A 19,699-nucleotide genomic window follows, 5' to 3' on the forward strand; every position below is an offset into this window, starting at 1 on the left:
CTCGTCAGTTCCCCTCGCCGCGGGACACTAGCGAGCCACCGAGACCCCGCTGGCTCAGCCTTTCAGCGGGACGATGCGCCGCCGTCAATGGTGATTGAGGTTCCGCTGACATGGCTCGCGCGGTCTGATGCGAGGAAGGCCACTACGTCGGCTACCTGCTCCACGGTGCCCGGCGCCGGGTCGGCGGGAATCAGCTCCTCCCAGCGCGATTCGTCGCCGAGCTCGTCGATCGCTTGGCGTCGGAGCATGTCGCCCATCCGGTCGGTGATGATCAGGCCGGGGTTCACGGCAACCACGCGCACGCCGTCACGCAGGCTGCGGCTGCCGAGCGCAGCGGTCATGGCGACCAGGCCGCTGTTGCCCACTCCGCCCGCGATGTAGTTCGGCTGCGGCCGCAGCGACGCCACGCCGATCACGTTGACGATGACTCCGCTGCCCCGGGCTGTCATCAGCGGCAGCACGGCCCGGCACAGGTCGATGTAGCCGAAGACCTTCAGGTCCCAGGCGTCGCGCCACGTCTCGTCGTCGACCGTCACGATGTCGCCGGCAGGTATCGCCCCGGCATTGTTCACCCAGATGTCCGCCAGACCGGCGCCACCGCCGTCACAGCCGGTCTCGGCAAGCAATGTCTGGCGACCGTCGGCCGTCGACAGGTCGACAGCGTGTGTCGTCACGGCCGCACCGGGCGCCGCCTCCCGCACCGCTTCAGCAGCCCGCGCCAGTACGTCCGCCGACCGGGCGGCCAATGCAACATCGCAGCCTTCGCGGGCCAGCGCCAGTGCGCACCCCAGCCCGATGCCCTTCGATGCGCCGGTGATCACGGCGCGCCTGCCCGTCAGCCCCAAGTCCATCGGCTCAACGTAACCCCGTACTTCTCTGCCTGAACGACGGCAGTCCGTCAACCGGGCGTTCGCCTAGAACAGCTGGGGCTGTGCGGATTGGTACGGGTCGGTGTCATCGCGTGCAAGCCGCATGCTCCGGATTTGCTGCCAGATGTCGACGAGTTCGGCTGAGGGGCGGTACCGCCGCCCGCGTTTGTTGCCCAGCGCGGTGAGCAGCCCTGCCCTCACCATCATCTGCAGATCTCGCGAGGCCATGCCGTCGCTGATCGGCTCGCCGTCGTTCGTTTCGGTACGAGTGAGGTACAGGGATCGGCGCACGGTCCACCCGCGGGCGGCGTCGCAGAGCGTGCCCACTGCGCGTTCGGGCACGCCGCGCTGTTGAGCCAGCTGGCTGCACGCATCCCACAGCGTCTCGAACTCGAGCACCCGGCGGAGCACGGTGTGCGCTTGGCGAAGATGCGCAGTCAAGCAGAACTCGATCCAGGGGCGCGCGCTGCGCTCCGGCGACCATTGACCATTGGCGACCGCGCTGAGTGCTGCGTAATAGTCCAGCGTGTTCCGTCCGAGGTACTCCTCGATGCTGAGAAACTCCGGCGCGAGCGGATCGTCGTCCCGGACGGCGGCAGCGGCGAGCAACAGCGTCTGCACGCAGCGCGCCATCCGGCCGTTGCCGTCGCTGAATGGATGGATCAGCACCAAGTTGAGGTACGCCATTGCTGCAGCGACCATCGTCGGCACGGTGTCATCGGCGAAGACATCGGCGCATTGCTCGAAGAACTCTCCGAGCAGAGCTTCGATGACATGGCGCTCGGGGGCGTCGTACACCGACTCGCCGTCGGCGTCGGCAACCCAGATCGCACCTGGACGCAGTTGACCCGGGTTATGGGCGAGGTCATGCCTGATCATCATGAAGTGCAGCGAACGAAGGGTCGACAGGTCGACCGGCAGCGGCGGGGCCAACAAGGTCGACGATTCGGGGCCTGCCGCGCCTCGTGCCGACGGCTTGCGAAGCCGGTCTCGCGGCGACACGCCGGCAGCGAGCTGAAGTGCGTACGTCATCGCGTCGCGATAACCGGCTACAGCACTGACGGTGTCCTCGGACACCTCGGCGATCGGCTCATCGTCATCGATGACCGCAGCCGCATCTTCGACGCTGGCGTGATACCCCTCGATCGAATTCGAGCCCTGGACAGCGCGCGCGAATTGGGCCCGACGAAGGGTGCCGTACCAACGCCGTCGCATGCGGAGATAGGGCCTGAGCTGTTCGCGCAGCTGCTCGATTTCGTCCGCGACAGCCGCGTCGGTGGCTGTCATGTCGGGGACTTCGTAGATCACGCGCGTGATTCTACCTATTTATTCGTCGTTTGACAATGAATATTATTTATCAATCAATAACGAAATTATAATGTGAAACAACCATAGGGGGGGGATTCGGCACTGGGCAGCCGGGTCGGGCGGTGGTGGCGTTTGGGCGGGGTTGGCGCGGTGGTTCTACGCTGCGCGCATGGCCAGCGCCGACGAAGTCCGCGACGAAGCCCGGACGTGGCTGGAAGAGCACTGGCACCGTGAGCGGCCGCTCATCGAGTGGCGCAACCTGCTGGCCGACACCGGCTGGGGCACGCCGTCGTGGCCGGCGGAGTGGCACGGGCGGGGCCTGCCGCCGTCGATGGACGCCGTGGTGGCTCGTGAGTTCGATGCTGTCGGAGCGGTGGGCGTTGCGGCGGGCGTGAGCATGTACCTCGTGGCGCCGACACTGCTCGCGCACGCCGACGACGAGCAGAAGCGGCGCCACCTGCGCCCGATCCTGACCGGCGAGCACAAGTGGTGCCAGCTCTTCTCCGAGCCCACCAACGGCTCCGACCTGGCGGGACTGGTGACCCGGGCCGATCGCGACGGCGACGAATGGATCGTCAACGGCCAGAAGGTCTGGAACTCGGGCGCGCACAAGGCCCGCTTCGGCATCTTGATGGCGCGTACCAACTGGGACGTGCCCAAGCACCAGGGCATCTCGTACTTCCTCATCCCGATGGACCAGCCCGGCGTGGAGGTGCGCCCGCTGCGCCAGATGAACGGCCATGCCACGTTCAACGAGGTGTTCTTCGAAGACGCCCGGGTGCCGGGCAACGAGCTGGTCGGCAACCCCGGCGACGGCTGGCGCATCGGCCTCACCACGCTCACCCACGAACGGGCGGCGGTGGCCACACGCCGTCCCCGCTACCCGGCCGACGGCGGTCCGACGGTCGAGCGAGCCCGCCAGGAGAGCGACGAGTACTTCGCCACCTACAAGTGGTACCCGCAGCGGGCAGGGCGGGCCAACCTCGTCGTGCCCGAAGCGCAGCGCACCGGCCGGGTGAGCGACCCGGTAGTCCGCCAGCAGATCGCCCGGGTCGAGACGCTGCGCCGCATCTCGTCGTGGACCACCCAACGCGCCCGAGCCGCGCGTGCCGCCGGCAAGCCGCCCGGCCCCGAGGGCTCGCTCACCAAGCTGAACATGTCGGTGACCGCCCGGGCCTGCCACACCGCCCACACCATGATCGCCGGCTCGATGGGGATGCTCGTGGGCCCCGGCTCCAACGCCGACGGCATCGTGTCGGAGATCCTGATGTCGACCCCGGCCATGTCGATCGCCGGCGGCACCGACGAGATCCAGCGCAACATCATCGGCGAGCGGGTGCTGGGCCTGCCCAAGGAGCCCGACGACGCCAAGGACCTCCCCTACAAAGACGCCCGCCGCAACTGACCGCCGCTTGCGCAGTTGTCAGGTGCTATTCGGAAAATAGTTGGCTCGTAAGGGCCAAACCGAAGAAAAATGTCCGTTTAGTGCGAGTCCGGCAGCAACTGCCGTTGTGTGGGGCCGCGTCTGCTCCGCTGTGACCGCACGGTGTTCGACCTCTCGTTGGTACCTGTGAGCCTCAATAAGTCTTTCATAGGATAGATGTCAGAAAATAAGGTTATAGAACAAAAAATGACCGGCAGAGATTCTCTATTTAAGGGGAAATTGCTGGTTTCTGAGCACTCAGAGCGCTAGCGTCAGATTATGGCTCGACGGTTGACTGTCCCTTGGCCGACTGGGCCGCGCACCGTGTTCTTCGATGACGTGGCGTCCCGGGACACGCTCAGCAGGGCTGTGGCAGACGGCCGCATTCGTCGGCTGGCGCCTCGGCTGTATTCCTCTGACCTCAGCACCGATCCCGCCGAGATCGTGGTCGCCAACCGCTGGCCCATCCTTGGGCGACTGCTTCCGGGAGCGGTCATCGTCGACCGATCCGCGGCTCGCGACGGCGGCGTCACCGAGGGCTGCATCACTGTCGCAGCCGAGACCCATCGAAAGTCCATTGGGCTTCCCGGGATGGAGATTCGGATACGTCCCGGCGCCCCGCTTGCCGAACCGGTCGACGATCCGCCGTGGGCCAACGGGCTGCGGATGTCCAGCCCTGCGCGCATCGTGGTGGACAACCTTGCCGTGACTCGCGGCCGCGCTGGGCAGGTGGCCCGCACGCTGTCGCTTGCCGAACTCGAGGATTGGTTGGCTGGCAAGGCCATCTCCTGGGGCCCTGAGCGCATGGCCCGGCTTCGCGACCAAGCAGTGCTGCTTGCCGATGCAATGGGTCATCCCGACCGTGCAGAGACGATCGACCGGCTGTTCGCTCGATTGGGCGGCGACGAGCCAGCGCGTCCCACCAGCGGCCAGCTGCTCGTGGCCTACACGAGCGGTCGCGCGTGGGACGAGCGCAGGCTTGAGTTGTTCAACCGGCTGGCGCAGGAAGTGACCAGTTACGAGAACCCCGACGTGCCCGGCTGGCTGCCGGCCGGAACCGACACCGAAGCGCTGCCGTTCTTTGAGAGCTACTTCTCCAACTACATCGAAGGCACGGTGTTCAGCGTGTCCGAAGCACGCCGGATCGTGGACACACAGCAACCGCCGGCCGATCGTCCGGCCGACGGTCACGACATCCTGGGCACCTATCGCTGCGTCGCTGACACCGTCGGACGCAAATCGGTAGCGAGCGACGCTGACGGGTTCTTGGGCCTGTTGCGCGAGCGCCATCGGATGATCCTGGGCGGCCGGCCCGAGATGACACCGGGCGAGTGGAAGCAGAAGAACAACCAGGTCGGGGCTTTCGTGTTCGTCAAGCCCCAACTTGTGGAGGGAACGCTGCGCCAGGGATTCGAGCTGGCCGGGATGGTCCCTGCCGGCTTCCGTCGGGCGCTATTCATGATGTTCCTCGTCGCCGAAGTGCATCCATTCACCGACGGCAACGGTCGTGTGGCGCGGGTCATGATGAATGCCGAGCTGTCGGCGGTCGACGCTGCGCGGATCATCGTTCCCGCCGTGTATCGCAACGAGTACATCGGCTGCCTGCGGCGCACCTCGACGACGCAGGCCACCGACGTGGCGGCACTGATGAGGGTGATGAGCTTCGCATGGAGATGGACGGCTGCGATGCCCTGGCATGACCGAGGTGCTACCGATGGCCAGCTCGAGGCCACCAACGCGCTCCGAGACCCCGACGACGCTGCTTTCGGCGCTATCAAGCTCCGGCTGCCGTGATGCAGCGGCTGCGCTCGGGCTACACGTCGATCTTGTAGAGCTCTGCGGCGTTGTCCTGCAGGATCCGCTTCTGGGTGGCGGCGTCGAGGTTGCCGATCGCGTCACGCACCCGCTCGACGCTGCGGGGGTACAGGCACGTCGGGTGGGGGATGTCGGTCTCGAACATGATCTGGGTGGCCCCGATGTGGTCGATGGCCGGTGCCAGCGTCTGCGACTCGAACCAGAAGCAGCCGTAGAACTGCCGCCGGAAGTACTCCGAGGGCTTCATCGACAGGTGCGCCAGGTGCTCGGGCGCGGTCTCGCCGCACTGGTAGTCGAGCGCGTCGAGTAGGAACGGGATCCAGCCGACGCCGCTCTCCACCGACACGAAGTTGAGGTTGGGGTAGCGCTCGGGCACATCGCTCACCAGCAGGTTCACCATCCAGCGCAGCTGGCCCAGGAAGATCGCCGCCCCGCCGAGGGAGATCTTCACATCGCCCGACCAGGTGTCGTACGGCACCTTGCCCGACCAGTCGATGTCGCCCTCTGACGCGCCGATGTGGAAGTTGACCGGCATCTCCAGCGCTTCGCAGATCTCCCAGAACGGCCGCCAGTCGGGCTGGGCGAAGTTGGGCATGCCCGAGTCGTGCGGGTTGGAGCACATCACGATGCCCTTGGCGCCGTTGCGATGTGCCCGGTCGACCTCGAGCACGCTGGCGTCGATGTCCCACCACGGCACCAGCGCCATCGGCAGGATGCGGCCGCCCGAGCGGGCCTGCAGGTCGGCCATCCAGTCGTTGTAGATCTCCACGCAGGCGATGCGCAGCGCCCGGTCCTCCACCTTGAGGAAGTTCTGGTTCCCGAAGCCGCCGACGTTGGGGTACACGATGCCGTGGCTCACGCCCATGGCGTCCATCAGCTCGAGACGGGCGTCGCAGTCGTACGACGCCGCGTGCACCATCTCGATGTCGTGCTTGAGGAACTTCAGCCCGAGCATCTTCTCGCCGTCGGGCAGGATCGCCGACACCGCCGAGTCGCCCGCGATCGGGATGTCGCCGTTCACCACCCACTTGCGCTTGCCGTCGTGCTCGCGGATCTGGGGCACCAGGTCGCGGTACTTGGCGGGCGCGAGGCTGGTCCACAGGTCGTGCGGCTCGGTCCAATGCGTGTCGGAGTCGACGATCTTGATCCCGGGAAAGAACTCGGTGATCGGCATGGTCTGCGCCCCCTCTCGGTGCCTGCCGGCGCCGGATCCGAAACTACCAGCCGCCCCTTCAGCAGTTCCGGGCCGGCCATCCACCGCCGCAGGCCTGCTGCCCGCCAGCCACTGCTCGGGCGAGCGCGCAACGGGCCACAACTAATGTCGCCACCAAGCTCGATCGCTCGACGGCGGAGGAGGCGGACCATGCTGCGACTCACGTTCTTGCTGCGGCGCAAGAAGGGCATGACCCGGGCCGAGATGCAGGACTACTGGCTGAACGTGCACGGCCCGCTGGTGGTATCGCACTCGGCCACGGCGAACTTCCTGCGCTACGTGCAGGTGCATACCACCAGCGACGACCACAGTCGCCTGCCGGGCCGGCGCGGCGAGATGGAGGAGCCCTATGACGGGGTTGCCGAGGTGTGGTGGGAATCGAAGGAATCGATGCTCGCCGCCATGCGCACCGACGAAGGGCGCGAGTTCGACCGGGTGCTGGTGGAAGACGAGCTCAACTTCGCCGACATCGAGAACTCTTCCGCGTACTACTGCTACGAGTACCCGCAGGTGAACCCGACGCCGGAGAACATCGTGGCCACCGAGCGATCCAGCCTGGTCAAGCTGTACTTCCCGCTGCGCCACCTGCCGTCGCTGAGCATCGACGAGGCGCAGTGGTACTGGCGCACCCACCACGGGCCGGTCATCCGGCGGCAGGCGCAGTCGTCGGGCATCCTGCGCTACCAGCAGGCGCACGCCGACGAGCACTCCTTCACTGCGGCCGTCAACCGCTCACGAGGATCGAAGGTGGAGCCCTACACCGGTCACGCCGAGGTCTGGATGGACCGCAGCGCCATGGGAAACGCGATCCCCGAGAACCGGGCGGCATCGCGCCGTGCCTATGAGGACGAAACCAACTTCATCGACTTCGGCCGCTCGACGATGTTCCTCGCCAAAGAGCACGTGATGGTCGACCACCGCTGAGCGGTTCTGAGTCGGGATCAGTCTTCGACGATGTGGCTGGCGAAGCGCTCGAGCGACGCCAGCCAGGCATCTGACGAGATCTCGCCCTCGGGCGTGAGCGCCGACGCGGCGTCGGCGCCCATGTCGGTGACGTGGTGGAGGTTGTCGATGACGGCGAGGCCCTGGCGGCCGAACGAAAGCAGGCCCGCGGGTGCGAGCGATGCGAGCCACTCAGCCATCGTGGCTCGATCGCCCATGGTGGCTCGTTCGAAGACGGGGTACACCGACGGCAAGCGCCGCACTGTCGTCTCTGAGGGGGACACCGCCGGCAGCCCGCTGACGTGGAGGTCCGCGGCGACCCGTTCGGCGATCTCCGACCCGTCGGCATGCCAGATGTCGTCGTGGGATCAGCAGGGAATCTCCGCGCACAACACTGACTGCCCTGCGGGGTCGTCTCCGTCGCGGTAGTTCTTCGGTTCAGAGAGCCTGGCGATCACGGTGTCGAGCCCGGGGAAGTAGTGGGCGTCGTAGGGCGTGTACTGATCCCGATCGACTATGAGGTATGCCAGCACCATCGACCGGGTGCGGCATCGCGCTAGTGCGTCGACGACTGCAGGCGGCGGTGCCGGCTCCACGATCGACGCGAGCGTCGCAACCGGCACAGTCGACAGCACCGAATCCGCACGCACGATCTCGTTCGCATCGGTTCGGGGGCCCAGCGCCGCGCCGCTCTCGCTTGCCGTGCTCGGCTGGCCACCGCCGTCGACGTCGGTCTGTCGGCCCTGCGGGCGCAGGTGCACGGTGACGCCGCCTGCGCTCAGATCGATGCGCGCAGCGGCCGTGTCGAGACGCAGGTCGACTCCCGCATCGACGGCAGCGGCAGCCATGGCCTCGCTGAGCTGGCCGTAGCCCCGACGGGGGTACAGAAACTGGCGACCCGCGGGTCGGGCGGCGCGCACCACCCGCCGCAGCACATCGCTAATTCCCGATGCTGACACCCGCCGGTGGGCCAGTTCGGCATCCAGCTCGACGGGCTCGATGCCGTACAGCTTGCGCGCGTAGGGGCCGTAGAACTCCTCGGCAACCGTGGGACCTAGGCGCGCCCGGACCTCAGTGTCAAATGACGAGTCCGACGAACGGTCGGACGATGTGCCCCCTGTGCCCGGTGTGCGTCGCAGTCGTCCCGTCGCTGGGCGCCGCGTTGGGTCTGTCGGTGTGCGCCTCAATGGGGCCGTTGCGATGTCGGCGGCGACTCGCAGCCCGAACGACGGCGGCACATGCGTCAGGAGATCCCAGGTGCGCAGCGGGAACCCGATCCAGCGATCGCGCAGGCGGATGCGCCCGTTGCGCGGCCGAACCTGCAGGTCGTCGCCCAGCAGCCGCTCGAAACGGGCGCGCTGACGATCGCCGAGCGCGAAGTGGAGACGATGCGACCCGTAGTCCACGCGCTGGCCGGCGAACTCGAAGCTCCCTGCCATGCCGCCGACTGCGCTGCCGGCCTCCACCAGCGTGCAGTGATGACCGGCCTCGGCAGCATCGAGCGCAGCGGACAGGCCGGCCGGTCCGGCACCGATGATGACGATCTCAGCCATGGCGCACCCGTGCCGCGCATGTAGCGGCCGGTCCCGCTCCGATTACGACGACGTCAGCCATGGTGCAGCCCCGAAGCACACGTGCCGGCTGGCGGCACAGGCTGAGCCAGGCAACGCGAGCAGCCGCGAATCATGTTGTGTAAGGTAACCCTAATGTCGGTTATTGAGCGCGCCGAATGCACTGATGTGGTCACCGGGGCGGCAGGCTTCATCGGCTCACACCTCGTCGACGCGTTGCTTGAGGTCGGCCACTGCGTCGTCGGCATTGATTCCTTCGACCCGTGGTACAGCCCCGCCCATCGGGCACGCAACATCGAGATCGCCTGCGCTGATCCGGGGTTCCGGCTCGAGGTCAAGGATCTTCGTACGGCAGACCTGCGAGAGCTGTTCGACGGCGCGAGCACCGTCTACCACCTGGCAGCCCGGCCGGGAGTGCAGCACTCGTGGGGTGCCGGGCTGACTCGCACCATCGAGATGAACGTCACGGTGACCGGCAAGGTGCTCGACGCCGCCATCGGCGCAGGCGTCGACCGTGTCGTGCTGGCATCGAGCTCGTCGATCTACGGCAACACCGCCGCGGCGGGTGGCTCCCGCAGCAAGGCGCCGCTCAGCCCCTACGGCGCATCCAAGGCGGCCTGCGAAGACCTGGCCGACGTGTACCGCCACCGCGGACTCGATGTGGTCACGCTGCGCTACTTCACCGTCTTCGGCCCGCGGCAGCGTCCCGACATGGCGATGCACCGGCTGTTCGAGGCCACTCGCCGGTGCGGCCCAGCCTTCGGGCGGCGCGGCAGCGGCGAGCAGTCGCGGGAATTCACCTTCGTGGGCGACGCGGTGGCCGCCACGGTGCTGGCCGGCACGGTCGCCGAGGCCCGTGGCCGCACGTTCGACATCGGCGGCGGCTGCACCGTGTCGCTCAACGAGGTCATCGACACGGTGGGACGGATCGCAGGCGCCCCAGTGCGGGTGCGAGCGGAGCCCGCGCCTGCCGGCGAGCCGTGGACCACCGTGGCTGCGAACGACGAGGCCCGGGCGATCCTGGGCTGGCAACCCCGCACCAGCCTGCGACACGCGCTCTGCGCCCAGTGGGTTTGGCATCAGGGGATCCGGCTTGCATCGATGCCGTCGGTACTGCGCTCCGCTGAGCTCGTGCCCGCCGGGGTGTGAGACGACGGACCCGATCCGCCACAGCAGCGCCACGCCGTTGCCGCGATGGCGATCAGCACGATCGCCCATAGCCAGTGAAGCGTCACTGAGCCCAACCCGCCGAAGGACTGGTAGTTGGGCAGCAGTGCCGACCATGCCTGGTACCAGGGGTTCGATGTCTCGGCGAAGTCCACGATGAGCGTGCGGCGATCCGTCGAGGCCTCGATCGCCAGCCACACCCAGCTCAGCGCCCCGACGATCCAGCTCCCGAGCACCACCCACCGCAGCGCGGCGATGCGCTCGACGGCCAGCGCGATGACGGCGACTGCAGCCGGCAGGATCACCACGAGTTGGCGGCCGGGCCACCACCACCCATGCATGGTGAACGCAACCCAAGTGGCCACGCCGTAACCCACCGCGACCGCCGCGCCGATCGCCCACCACCTTGGCGGCCGCACGCGGGCCAGCACCGCCATCGCACCGGGCAGAACTAGGTACGCGGGCATCCACGCCGCGAGGCCGAACTCGCGGTCTACTAGCAGGCCCACCAGGCGCCGGGTTCGGCCGACGTAGTCGGGCTGGCGGCCGACCACGGTGAATTCGCTGCTGACGAAGTGGTCGCCGGCCGCGTACACAGTCCATCCGCCGTAGATCGCCTGGTGCAGCCACAGGTACACAGCCCCGGCTATGACATAGAACACCGCCTCGGCGAGCAGCTCTCGCCGCCGGCGCGACCACATCCGCACCACCACCGCCAAGGCGATCACTGCCGCGAGCGGCACGTATTTCACCGACAGCCAGGGCAACGCGACCACCGTCACGGCTGCCAGCACGCGGGCACCGCGCCCGAGCTGGCCGCACACTGCGGCCAGGCCCAGCGTGACGCACAGCGCCGCTGGCATCTCGGGGTACACCTGCGAGCCATATGCCACCAGCGGCGGTGCGGCGAAGAACATCGCCACGACACCGGCGGCGATGCCCAGCCCGACCCCCACGCGGCGAACCGCCAGCCACAGCGCAGCGGCGGCCGTGAGCGCTGCGAACACCGCCAGCGTTGCCTTGGCCGCAACCCAGCCGCCAGCGCGCATGGGAGCGGCCAGCAGCAGCGGCAGCAGCGGGTCGTGCGGGCTGAGTCGCTGCCCGTCGTCGTTCAGCGGCCGGGTCTGGGGGTTGAGATCGATCTCGTGATACGGCAGGAAACTCCGCTCGCTCAGCTCGTCAGAGATGTCGAGATCGAAGTCGGTGCCGAGGCTCAGCGCCGTGGTGAGGTACTGGGGCTCGTCCGCGCTGACCCGGGCGCCGTAGGTGGCGCGGGCGTCGATGGCGATGAGCGCCCATGCCAGCGACCACAGCGCCACACCGGCCATGGCCAGCGCGAGCCCTCGTCTCGCCACGCCCTCATCACACGAAACGGCAGGCTCGACGCTCGCTGCCGACCCCGTCACGCTGTCACCTGCGTTCTGGACCCGAGGCCTGCTCCTGGCGGCGAACGACGAGGAACCAGGTCAGCAAGAACGACATCGCCACCAGGGTCACGCCCATCAAACCCGCCTCCGCCACGAAGGCATCCTCGAAGGAGCCGAAGATCTGGGTGGCCAGCGTCGAGAAGCCCAACGGCGAGATCAGCAGGCTGATCGGCAGCTCCTTCATGACCGACAGCAGCACCAGTCCGGCGCCGGCAAGCAGGGCGGGCCCCATGAGCGGCATGTCGATCGTGAAGAACCGGCGCAGGGGGCCGGCACCCAGGAGGCGCGCCGAGTCGTGCAGCCGGTCGGGCACGCTGCGCACCGCCACGACGCTGACGCCCATCGCCAGCGAGCCGAACCGCACGATGTAGGCAAAGATCAGCAGAGCGAAGGTATCGCCGAACAGCGTGAACGCGATGTCGGAGCGCAGCGTCCAGAAGCGCATTGACAGGGCGATCAGCAGCCCGGGAACCGCGAACGTGCTGATGACCACGGCGTGGGCAAGCCAGCCAGCCCGTGAGCGGTAGCGGCCGACGAGGAACGCGATCGGCAGCACGGCGGCCACCGCCACGATCGCAGCCACCACGCTCACCCACAGCGTGTTGAGAGTGGCATCGGCAACCCGGGAGTAGTCGACGGTAAGCGGCCGCCCGTCGCCGAACGTGCGTGCGACGCCGCCGGCAGCCCAGTCGACCAGGGCGACAAGAGGCGCGCCCACGCCGGCAAATGCGGCCACGGCCACGGCGGTAGTTGCCAGCGGGCGCCAGCGGCCCAGCCGCAGGGTCGCGGGTTCGGGGCCGCTGGCTCGGGAGCCGTCGGGCAGCCGTCGTGAGAACCATCGCTCGGCCAGCACCACTACGGCCGCGAGCACCAGCAGCATCAGGCTGAGCGCCAGCGCTGCGGGCGGGTCGGCCAAGTGGTTGGTGGCGATGGCGCGTGTCAGCGTGTCGTAGCGCATGAGCTGCACCGCACCGAAGTCGCTCAGCGTGTAGAGGAACACCAGCAGCGTGCCCGCCCCGATGGCGGTCGCGGCATAGGGCAACGAGATGCGCCAGAACGCCGCAAGCGCGCTGTCGCCCAGCAAGCGCGCACTTTCCTCCAGCGAGGACGGCAACTGGCGCAGGCGCGCCGCCACCGGGATGTACACGTACGGGTAGCACATCAGCAGCAGCACCAGCCAGGCGCCGAAGAACCCCCGCAGCTCGGGCGTGGTGCCGACGCCAACCCCGCTGAGCATGTCGTTGGCCAGCCCGCCCGGGTTCAGCGTTCTGATGAACGCGGCCGCGCCCAGGAACGTGGGATAGACCAGCGGCAGCGGCAGCACCACACGCCAGATGCGCCGTCCGGGCAGGTCGGTGCGGTGGGTCAGCCAAGCCAGGCCGGTGCCCATCACCAGCGAGCCGGCCGACACCGCCGCTGCGAGCTTCAGCGTGCGCCACAGCGGGGCGAGGGTGCGCTCGCTGAACAGCAGGTTGCCGGGGTCGGCGCCCTCGCCGAAGGCCCGGTAGGTCAGGTAGATGCCGGGAAAGGCGAACACGAACGCCAGCACCAGCCCGCCGGCGCGCAGCAGCGCCGGCGTCTTGCGGCCTGCCGGCTCCGCTTGTGTCGTGGTGGCCATCGTGGTGGCCCGGCTAGCGATGAACCGTGGGGGCGCTCACTGGTTGAGGATGCCACTCGCTTCGACGATTGCGGTCGTCTCGGCGAATCCGCCGCCCAGCGCGTCGAAGTCGACGCTGCCGATCTCGAGTGCCTGCAGCGGCGGCAGGATGTCCACCGGCTGGACGCCTGCAGCCAGCGGGTACTCGAAGGTCTCCTCGCTGAAGTAGCGCTGGACGGGCTCGCTGAGCAGGTACGACAGCAGCTCGTTGGCCTCGGCGGTCCGCTCGCTGGAGGCCGTCACCGTGGCTGCGGTGATGATGAGGAGCGAGCCGATGTCGTCGTCGGCCAGATCCCAGTTGGACGCCCGGTGGCTGTCGCCTTCCGCCGCGGCTTCTTGGTACTGGTAGTAGTGGTTCACGAGGCCCATCTCGATCTCGCCCCGCCCGGCCGCTTCCACGATGGACCGGTTGTTGGGGTAGTAGCGGGCGTCGTTGTCGACCATGTCCGACAGCCATCCGGCTGCCACGTCGGATCCGTACTGATCCCGGAACACCGTGAACCAGTCGATGAACGAGCCGTTTGTGGCAGGGATCGCCACCTGGCCGCGGAATCGCTCGTCGGTGAGGTCGAACACCGACTGGGGCAGCTCGTCGGGCGAGTAGCTGTCGATGTTGTACACCAGCACCCGCTTGCGTCCCGAGAAGCCGACCCAGGTGCCTGATGCAGAGTGGTTCTGGGGCTCGACCAGCGCCAGCACGTCAGGGTCGATCGTGCCGAGCAGATCCTGGCTCTCCAGGAAGCCCACCGGTCCGGGCGATCGTGACAGGAAGACGTCGGCCGCTGTGCGGTCGCCTTCCTCGGCCAGCAGCAGCGCCAGGTCGGTCGAACCGCCCCAGCGCACTGCCACGTCGATGCCCTTCTCACAGGCGAACGCGTCGAGGACAGGCCGGATGAGGTTCTCGGTGCGGCCCGAGTAGATGGCGATTTCGTTCCCGGAGCTCGGGGCGCACTCGCCGCCGTAGATCCCTGCCGCGGCACCGTCGAGGAAGCGGGGCGTGCTGCTGCTGCCGCATGCCGATACGGCCAGCGCGGAGGCGATGACGACTGCGGCCGCCAGACGTGCTGGCCGTCGGCGGTGCGAGATACCACGCGGAGAGGTGAGCCGGTCGAGATGCGGGATGGACATGGGGCGCGAATATAGCGGCGGTTTCTTCTTGATGTAAGGCAAACCTAACTTGCTATGGTGCGCACCCTGAACCCTGTGTCCTATCTCCGAGCGACGCTGTCGCGCCGAGCCGGCGCGTTGATCGTCGCCGCCGTCACTGCCGTAGCGGTGGTGTTCGTGGTGCGGGCGACCGACGGAGCAGCTCTCGGAGCGGCGTGGCGGCGGGCAGCATCCGAGCCGTTCAGCGTGGCGATCGCGCTGAGCGCCTTCGGCGCGGCGTTCATGATGCGCGCCGTGGCGTGGCGGCGGGTGCTGCCCACGCTGAGCTTCGGGCACTCGCTCGCCGGCATCCACCTCGCGCTCGGCGGCAACCACGTGTTGCCGTTGCGGCTCGGCGAGGCCTTGCGCGTGGTGAGCGTGGTGAGGCGCACGCCGATCAGCACCGATGCGGCGATTGCCTCGTCGCTCACGCTGCGCACTGCCGACACGCTGGCGCTGCTCGGCTGGGGTCTCGCCGTCAGCCCGGTGGTGCTCGTGGCGATCATGGGAACCGCCGGGTGGCTGCTTATGGGCGCGGGCGTGGCCGTGATTGCCGCGGGGCTGGCGTGGTGGTGGCTGCGTGCGTCGGTCGGCGGCCGGAGCGATGTGCGCCCTCCCGGCCTCGCAGCGCTCGGGCTCTCGGCGCTGGCCTGGCCCGCAGAGGCGGTGCTGGTGCACGAGGCAGCCCACTGGGCCGGCCTGGAGATCAGCGCGGCTGAGGCCGTCGGCGTTACCGCGCTGTCGGTCATCGCGCAGATCGTCGCGATCGCGCCAGGCGGATTCGGGACCTATGAGGCAGCAGCGGTGGCTGCGTACGTCGCGTTCGGCTACGACCCCGCTGCCGCGCTGGTTGCGGCCCTGACCGCTCATGCGCTGAAGACCGCGTACTCGGTCGTCGCCGGCGGTGTGGCCGCAGTGGTTCCCACACCGGGCGTCATGTCGGCCCGCTTGCACACCAGACCACCGGAGGCTGAGCCCGCAACCTCGGTGCCGTCGGCGGTGGACCGGCCGCTGGTGGTGCTGTTCATGCCTGCCTTCAACGAGGAAGCATCGGTGGGCGATTGCGTGCGCCGCGCGCCAGCGGCAGTGCTCGGCTGCGATGTCGAGGTGCTGGTGGTCGATGACGGCTCAGCCGATGCGACCGCCGAGCGCGCCCGTGCCGCCGGCGCGACGGTCATCTCGCTGGCCGCCAACCGGGGCCTGGGCAACGCGGTGCGCATCGGTCTCGCTGCGGGCGCCGAGCGCGGCGCGGCAGCCGTCGTCTTCTGCGATGCCGACGGCGAGTACGCACCCGAAGAACTGCCGGCGCTGGTTGCGCCGATCCTGGCTGGCACGGCCGACTACGTGGTCGGCAGCAGGTTCGGCGGCCAGATCGAGGTGATGAAGCCGCACCGGCGTCTCGGGAACGTCGTGCTGACGCTTGCACTGTCGCTGGTAGCGCGACGGCGCATCAGCGACGGGCAGAGCGGCTACCGGGCCCTGTCGCTCGACGCTGCACGGCACGCGGAGATCATCCACGACTTCAACTACGCGCAGGTGCTCACGCTGGACCTGCTCGACAAGGGCTACCGCTATGCCGAGGTGCCGATCAGCTACCGCTTCCGCACCACCGGCGACAGCTTCATCAAGCTCGGCCGCTACCTGCGCCACGTGGTGCCGGCCGTGGCCCGCGAGCTGACAGCGGGTCGCAGTGCCGCGGTTTCCGAAACTTCATTAGACAAAGCTACTATTGGCCGATAGGGTCACTTATCAGTTTGTAGTTAGCAATACTGACATAGCAATTCTGAGAACAGCCCACCGAACCGCGGCCGAGCGATGTGATGCGCAAGTCGCCATGACGAAAGAGACAGCAATGCTTCATGCCAGACGCACCTGGGGAATTCTCATCGCCGTATTCGCGGCGGTCGCGCTGTTGGCGGCCTCGTGCACCGGCAGCGATGACGGATCGGAGGTGCGCGAGATCGGCGAATCCTCCGGATCGGTCAGCGGCAGTGCCTCAGGCTCCGGCTCGGCCAGCGGCTCGGCATCTGCGTCGGGCACGCACACGGGATCGGCCAGCGGCTCAGCGTCAGCGTCGGGCACGCACACTGGATCGGCGTCAGGCTCGGCCTCGGCCCCGGCCGGATCCGACTCGGGCATGACGCCCGGCGACGGTGGCTACGAGTACGCCTCCAATGTCGACTCCCACCGGCTGGTGGTGGCCGACATCTGCGGCATCGGCGACCTGCTCGATGCCGGCGACTTCGCCGCCGTGGACGACATCTACCGCAACGGCAAGAACTCGGTGAAGAGCGACGGCTCCATCCGCACCATCGGCGGGTTCGCGTCGCGCGACGATCGCAGCCACGGGCACGACGCCTACTACGGCACAGCGACGCCGCTCGATGACTTCGTGAGCGCAGCGCTCGACGGCACTGGCATGTTCTCCGGCACCAGCGATGCCGTCCGCGGCCAGGGTGTCGAGAAGGGCATCCAGAACCAGGTGATGGTGGCCTGGGTGGTGCACGAGCTCGACGCTGCGCTGGCCAAGGCCGCCGACGGCAACTTCGACGCCGCCAGCGGCGCTCCGCACAACTGGGATGAGGCGTGGGCCTTCTATCACGGCGCCGAGCCGGGCTGCGCGCCCTACGCCACGGCCAACAAGCGCGCCGGCAACTTCGCCACGATGGGTGCAGACGGCGAGACCGCCCGGGCGAACGAAGCGATCCTCGCTGCGATGATCGAGGGCCGCGACGCACTGCTCGACGGCGACAGGGCCAGTACAGAGGCAGCGGCCCTCGAGATCGTGCGCAACCTGGTCATCACCTACTCGCAGGCGGCGATCCGCTATGCGTCGCTCATCGAGGGCGACCTGGCCGACGGCAACGACGCCAAGGCTGCCGAGCATCAGGCCGAGGGACTGGCGTTCTGGCGGGTCATCGAGCCCTACGCCGTGCCAGCGGGTGCCGACGCGGCGGCGATGTCCGCCATCCTCGATCTCAGCAATGCGCCTGGCGCAAACGGCTACGGCGATGCCGTGCGCGCCGCACTTCAGCCGGCGTGGACGGCTCTGGGCATCAGCGCCGACGACATCGGCACGCTCCAGTAGAGCTCCCCACCCACACACTTCGGCCGTTCCTCCCGGATGCGGCGGATGCGGGCAGGCCCTTCGGACACAGGGCCTGCCTGCTCTCCGCATCTGGGACCGGGCATCGAGGTCAGTCGAAGCGCAGGGGTTCGGCGGCGCTCCAGTCGACGGGTTGCTCGTCGAGATTCAGTGCGAGCTGGTGCCAGACCAGTTCCACCGCCGGCGGACCCACCGGGTCGGCCTCGTCGGCGGCGTTCACCATGAGCTCGTACATGGCGCCGTCGGTCTCGTCGGTGGGCCGGGCCAGCAGCTCCATGAACGCCTCGGCCATCTCGCAGGGTTCCAGCATCCGCGGCTGCCAGCGCCCGAAAACCCGCTCGTTGCCGGCGTACTCGTTGGTCATGCCCGTGCGCACGAACGGCAGCAGCAGCGTGAAGCAGGTGACCAGGTCGGCGCTGCGACCCAGATTCACCTTGAGCACCTTGGGAAGCTGCAACACCGCCCAGTTGCTGAGCGCGTAGCCGGGTACTGCCGGGCCCGGGTCCACCGCCTGTCGAGACGACACATACACGAACTGCGCCTGCTCGCCGGCGTACACCGCCTCGCCCGCCCACAGGTGGGTCGATGCCAGGAAGCCGTCGACCTTGGTGTCGAGCACCAGCCGTGACTGCTCCAGATTCTCAATGAACGCCTGGCGCACCCGGGCCCTCCGAAGCGATGACGACTCGCCCTCGACCGGGCGCAGCGTGCGGCCGAGGCTGTAGCCCGATTCGGTCAGGCCCGAATTGCAGATCACTAGGTTCGGCGGCAAGCCGCCCATCTGGTCGATGACGTAGCTGCGGATGGCCCACAGGTCGCGCAGATTGGTGACATCGGCCTGCACGGGGAAGGCGTGCACGCCCTCGTCACGCAGGCGATCGACCAGGTCGAACCCGTCTTCGTAGCTGCGATGGAAGTGAATGCCGACCGAGTCGGCGCCGTTGAGCCCGGCGCTGAGCGCCATCGCTTGGCCGATGCCGCCGTCCTTGCCGGCGCCGGTGATGAGCACGCGCTTGCCCTCTACGCCGCCGCGCAGCGCATCGAAGCGGAACCTGTCGGTGGGCGCGGTGTAGGTCATGGCGTTGCTCCTCATTGAGCGACGGGCTGAGGTGTTGGAAGCTGCCAGTCGAGCTTCCGGCCGGACGGCCAATGCAGACCGCGAGTCTGCCCTACGTGGACAGGCGCGAAATACGCGCTCGGACGGTCACGCAGCTGCCCGCCCGCGTCCGTTTCGCTCCGGGGCCGCTCGGACCCAGGACGGTGCGCGCTAGCGGCCGGTCCAGACCGGATCGCGCTTCTCGACGAACGCCCGTGGCCCCTCCAGGAAGTCCTCGGTGCCGAGGATGTTGCGGAAGTGATCCTTGGTGATCTCCCAGCCGTCGTCCTCGGAGCGCGCATGGCTCTCGAGCACCACGGCGCGGCTCTCGCGCACGGCCTTGGGAGCGTTCGCGATGATCCGCCCGGCGAGCTCCATAGCGGCCGGCACCACCTCGCCCTCGTCGGCCATCTCGTTGACCAGGCCGAGCTGGTAGGCCCGCTCGGCCGAGATCGGGTCGCCCGTCATGGCCAGCTCCAGCGCCACGTTGCGGCCCACCACCTGGGGCAGGCGGAACAGCCCGCCCGCGGCGGCCACCAGCGACCGCTTCACTTCGGGAATGCCGAAGCGGGCCCGTGGCGAGGCCACCACCAGATCGCAGGACAGCACGATCTCGAGGCCGCCTGCCAGCGCCGCGCCGTCCACCGCCGCGATGAGCGGCTTGGTGCGGGGGTAGCGGGCGAGCCCGGCAAAGCCGCCCTTTTCGGTCTCGATTGGCTTCTTCGCCGCAACCGACTTCAGGTCGGCGCCGGCGCTGAACACGGTGCCAGTACCGGCCAGGATCCCGACCCAGACCTCGGGATCGGCCTCAAAGGTGTCGAGATGGGCTTCCATCTCCGAGGACACCTCGTGGCTGATGGCATTGCGGGCTTCGGGCCGGTTCAGCGTGAAGATCGCCACCCGCCCCTGGACTTCGTAATCAACGACCATCGCGTCAATCTAAGAGAGTGCGCAACACC

Annotated in this window: 16 protein-coding genes; 6 read left to right on the forward strand and 10 right to left on the reverse strand. The window is 68.2% G+C overall.

The window, feature by feature from the left end; all coding sequences use genetic code 11:
* Positions 1–62: 62 nt before the first annotated feature.
* Positions 63–851, reverse strand: a complete 789-nt coding sequence (locus ACOGI8_RS02600; protein ID WP_419855337.1) for a short-chain dehydrogenase/reductase — start codon at positions 849–851, stop codon at positions 63–65.
* Between the two features lie 63 nt (positions 852–914).
* Positions 915–2,177 carry a Fic family protein gene (locus tag ACOGI8_RS02605; RefSeq protein ID WP_419855338.1) on the reverse strand — a complete coding sequence of 421 codons (1,263 nt, stop codon included), beginning with the start codon at positions 2,175–2,177 and terminating at the stop codon, positions 915–917.
* Between the two features lie 169 nt (positions 2,178–2,346).
* Here ACOGI8_RS02605 and ACOGI8_RS02610 point away from each other — a divergent pair, with 169 nt between their 5' ends.
* Together ACOGI8_RS02610 and ACOGI8_RS02615 are read left to right on the forward strand one after the other, a co-directional pair.
* A complete protein-coding gene (locus ACOGI8_RS02610; protein ID WP_419855339.1) occupies positions 2,347–3,582 on the forward strand; it encodes an acyl-CoA dehydrogenase family protein in 1,236 nt (411 codons plus the stop codon).
* A 297-nt stretch (positions 3,583–3,879) separates the two neighbouring features.
* Positions 3,880–5,394, forward strand: a complete 1,515-nt coding sequence (locus ACOGI8_RS02615; protein WP_419855340.1) for a Fic family protein — start codon at positions 3,880–3,882, stop codon at positions 5,392–5,394.
* Positions 5,395–5,413: 19 nt separating this feature from the next.
* Here the strand turns inward: ACOGI8_RS02615 and ACOGI8_RS02620 are convergent, their stop codons facing one another.
* Complete coding sequence (locus tag ACOGI8_RS02620) at positions 5,414–6,589, reverse strand: amidohydrolase family protein (protein ID WP_419855341.1); 1,176 nt, start codon at positions 6,587–6,589, stop codon at positions 5,414–5,416.
* A gap of 189 nt (positions 6,590–6,778) precedes the next feature.
* Between ACOGI8_RS02620 and ACOGI8_RS02625 the strand changes: the two genes are divergently transcribed.
* A complete protein-coding gene (locus ACOGI8_RS02625; protein WP_419855342.1) occupies positions 6,779–7,552 on the forward strand; it encodes an EthD domain-containing protein in 774 nt (257 codons plus the stop codon).
* Between the two features lie 17 nt (positions 7,553–7,569).
* Here the strand turns inward: ACOGI8_RS02625 and ACOGI8_RS02630 are convergent, their stop codons facing one another.
* On the reverse strand, positions 7,570–7,854 hold the full coding sequence (locus tag ACOGI8_RS02630; protein WP_419855343.1) for a hypothetical protein: 285 nt from the start codon (positions 7,852–7,854) through the stop codon (positions 7,570–7,572).
* A gap of 84 nt (positions 7,855–7,938) precedes the next feature.
* Positions 7,939–9,123 (reverse strand): protoporphyrinogen/coproporphyrinogen oxidase, encoded by a 1,185-nt coding sequence (locus ACOGI8_RS02635; protein ID WP_419855344.1) that lies wholly within the window; start codon positions 9,121–9,123, stop codon positions 7,939–7,941.
* Positions 9,124–9,276: 153 nt separating this feature from the next.
* Between ACOGI8_RS02635 and ACOGI8_RS02640 the strand changes: the two genes are divergently transcribed.
* The gene (locus ACOGI8_RS02640; RefSeq protein WP_419855345.1) at positions 9,277–10,290 is read left to right on the forward strand and encodes an NAD-dependent epimerase/dehydratase family protein; all 1,014 of its coding nucleotides are present in this window, start codon (positions 9,277–9,279) and stop codon (positions 10,288–10,290) included.
* Here ACOGI8_RS02640 and ACOGI8_RS02645 read toward each other — a convergent pair.
* The 3 genes from ACOGI8_RS02645 to ACOGI8_RS02655 are packed head-to-tail and all read right to left on the reverse strand — an operon-like array spanning position 10,221 to position 14,520.
* Positions 10,221–11,663: a hypothetical protein gene (locus ACOGI8_RS02645; RefSeq protein WP_419855346.1), complete on the reverse strand. Its 1,443-nt coding sequence runs from the start codon at positions 11,661–11,663 to the stop codon at positions 10,221–10,223. The genes ACOGI8_RS02640 and ACOGI8_RS02645 overlap by 70 nt on opposite strands.
* A 55-nt stretch (positions 11,664–11,718) precedes the next feature.
* Complete coding sequence (locus ACOGI8_RS02650) at positions 11,719–13,353, reverse strand: ABC transporter permease (protein ID WP_419855347.1); 1,635 nt, start codon at positions 13,351–13,353, stop codon at positions 11,719–11,721.
* 36 nt (positions 13,354–13,389) lie between these two features.
* On the reverse strand, positions 13,390–14,520 hold the full coding sequence (locus ACOGI8_RS02655; RefSeq protein ID WP_419855348.1) for an extracellular solute-binding protein: 1,131 nt from the start codon (positions 14,518–14,520) through the stop codon (positions 13,390–13,392).
* Between the two features lie 75 nt (positions 14,521–14,595).
* On the opposite strand from ACOGI8_RS02655, the gene ACOGI8_RS02660 reads away from it, so the two are divergent.
* Together ACOGI8_RS02660 and ACOGI8_RS02665 are read left to right on the forward strand one after the other, a co-directional pair.
* Positions 14,596–16,278, forward strand: coding sequence for a lysylphosphatidylglycerol synthase domain-containing protein (locus tag ACOGI8_RS02660; protein ID WP_419855349.1), 1,683 nt, complete (start codon positions 14,596–14,598; stop codon positions 16,276–16,278).
* Between the two features lie 112 nt (positions 16,279–16,390).
* Entirely contained in the window at positions 16,391–17,626 is a 1,236-nt protein-coding gene (locus ACOGI8_RS02665) for an FEA1-related lipoprotein (protein WP_419856355.1), read from the forward strand.
* 109 nt (positions 17,627–17,735) lie between these two features.
* On the opposite strand, the gene ACOGI8_RS02670 is transcribed toward ACOGI8_RS02665, so the two are convergent.
* Both ACOGI8_RS02670 and ACOGI8_RS02675 read right to left on the reverse strand, forming a co-directional pair.
* A complete protein-coding gene (locus ACOGI8_RS02670) occupies positions 17,736–18,722 on the reverse strand; it encodes an SDR family NAD(P)-dependent oxidoreductase (RefSeq protein ID WP_419855350.1) in 987 nt (328 codons plus the stop codon).
* Between the two features lie 189 nt (positions 18,723–18,911).
* Positions 18,912–19,670: a crotonase/enoyl-CoA hydratase family protein gene (locus tag ACOGI8_RS02675; RefSeq protein WP_419855351.1), complete on the reverse strand. Its 759-nt coding sequence runs from the start codon at positions 19,668–19,670 to the stop codon at positions 18,912–18,914.
* Between the last annotated feature and the right edge of the window lie 29 nt (positions 19,671–19,699).

It is taken from the genome of Candidatus Poriferisodalis sp., assembly GCF_965204195.1.
Classification (GTDB): domain Bacteria; phylum Actinomycetota; class Acidimicrobiia; order Acidimicrobiales; family Poriferisodalaceae; genus Poriferisodalis.

Excerpts from the sequence above, each read along its gene's own strand:
- ACOGI8_RS02600 (WP_419855337.1), bottom strand. The coding sequence starts at position 851 with ATGGACTTGGGGCTGACGGGCAGGCGCGCCGTGATCACCGGCGCATCG.
- ACOGI8_RS02610 (WP_419855339.1), top strand. The coding sequence starts at position 2,347 with ATGGCCAGCGCCGACGAAGTCCGCGACGAAGCCCGGACGTGGCTGGAA.
- ACOGI8_RS02615 (WP_419855340.1), top strand. The coding sequence starts at position 3,880 with ATGGCTCGACGGTTGACTGTCCCTTGGCCGACTGGGCCGCGCACCGTG.
- ACOGI8_RS02620 (WP_419855341.1), bottom strand. The coding sequence starts at position 6,589 with ATGCCGATCACCGAGTTCTTTCCCGGGATCAAGATCGTCGACTCCGAC.
- ACOGI8_RS02625 (WP_419855342.1), top strand. The coding sequence starts at position 6,779 with ATGCTGCGACTCACGTTCTTGCTGCGGCGCAAGAAGGGCATGACCCGG.
- ACOGI8_RS02635 (WP_419855344.1), bottom strand. The coding sequence starts at position 9,123 with ATGGCTGAGATCGTCATCATCGGTGCCGGACCGGCCGGCCTGTCCGCT.
- ACOGI8_RS02640 (WP_419855345.1), top strand. The coding sequence starts at position 9,277 with ATGTCGGTTATTGAGCGCGCCGAATGCACTGATGTGGTCACCGGGGCG.
- ACOGI8_RS02650 (WP_419855347.1), bottom strand. The coding sequence starts at position 13,353 with ATGGCCACCACGACACAAGCGGAGCCGGCAGGCCGCAAGACGCCGGCG.
- ACOGI8_RS02655 (WP_419855348.1), bottom strand. The coding sequence starts at position 14,520 with ATGTCCATCCCGCATCTCGACCGGCTCACCTCTCCGCGTGGTATCTCG.
- ACOGI8_RS02665 (WP_419856355.1), top strand. The coding sequence starts at position 16,391 with ATGCTTCATGCCAGACGCACCTGGGGAATTCTCATCGCCGTATTCGCG.
- ACOGI8_RS02670 (WP_419855350.1), bottom strand. The coding sequence starts at position 18,722 with ATGACCTACACCGCGCCCACCGACAGGTTCCGCTTCGATGCGCTGCGC.
- ACOGI8_RS02675 (WP_419855351.1), bottom strand. The coding sequence starts at position 19,670 with ATGGTCGTTGATTACGAAGTCCAGGGGCGGGTGGCGATCTTCACGCTG.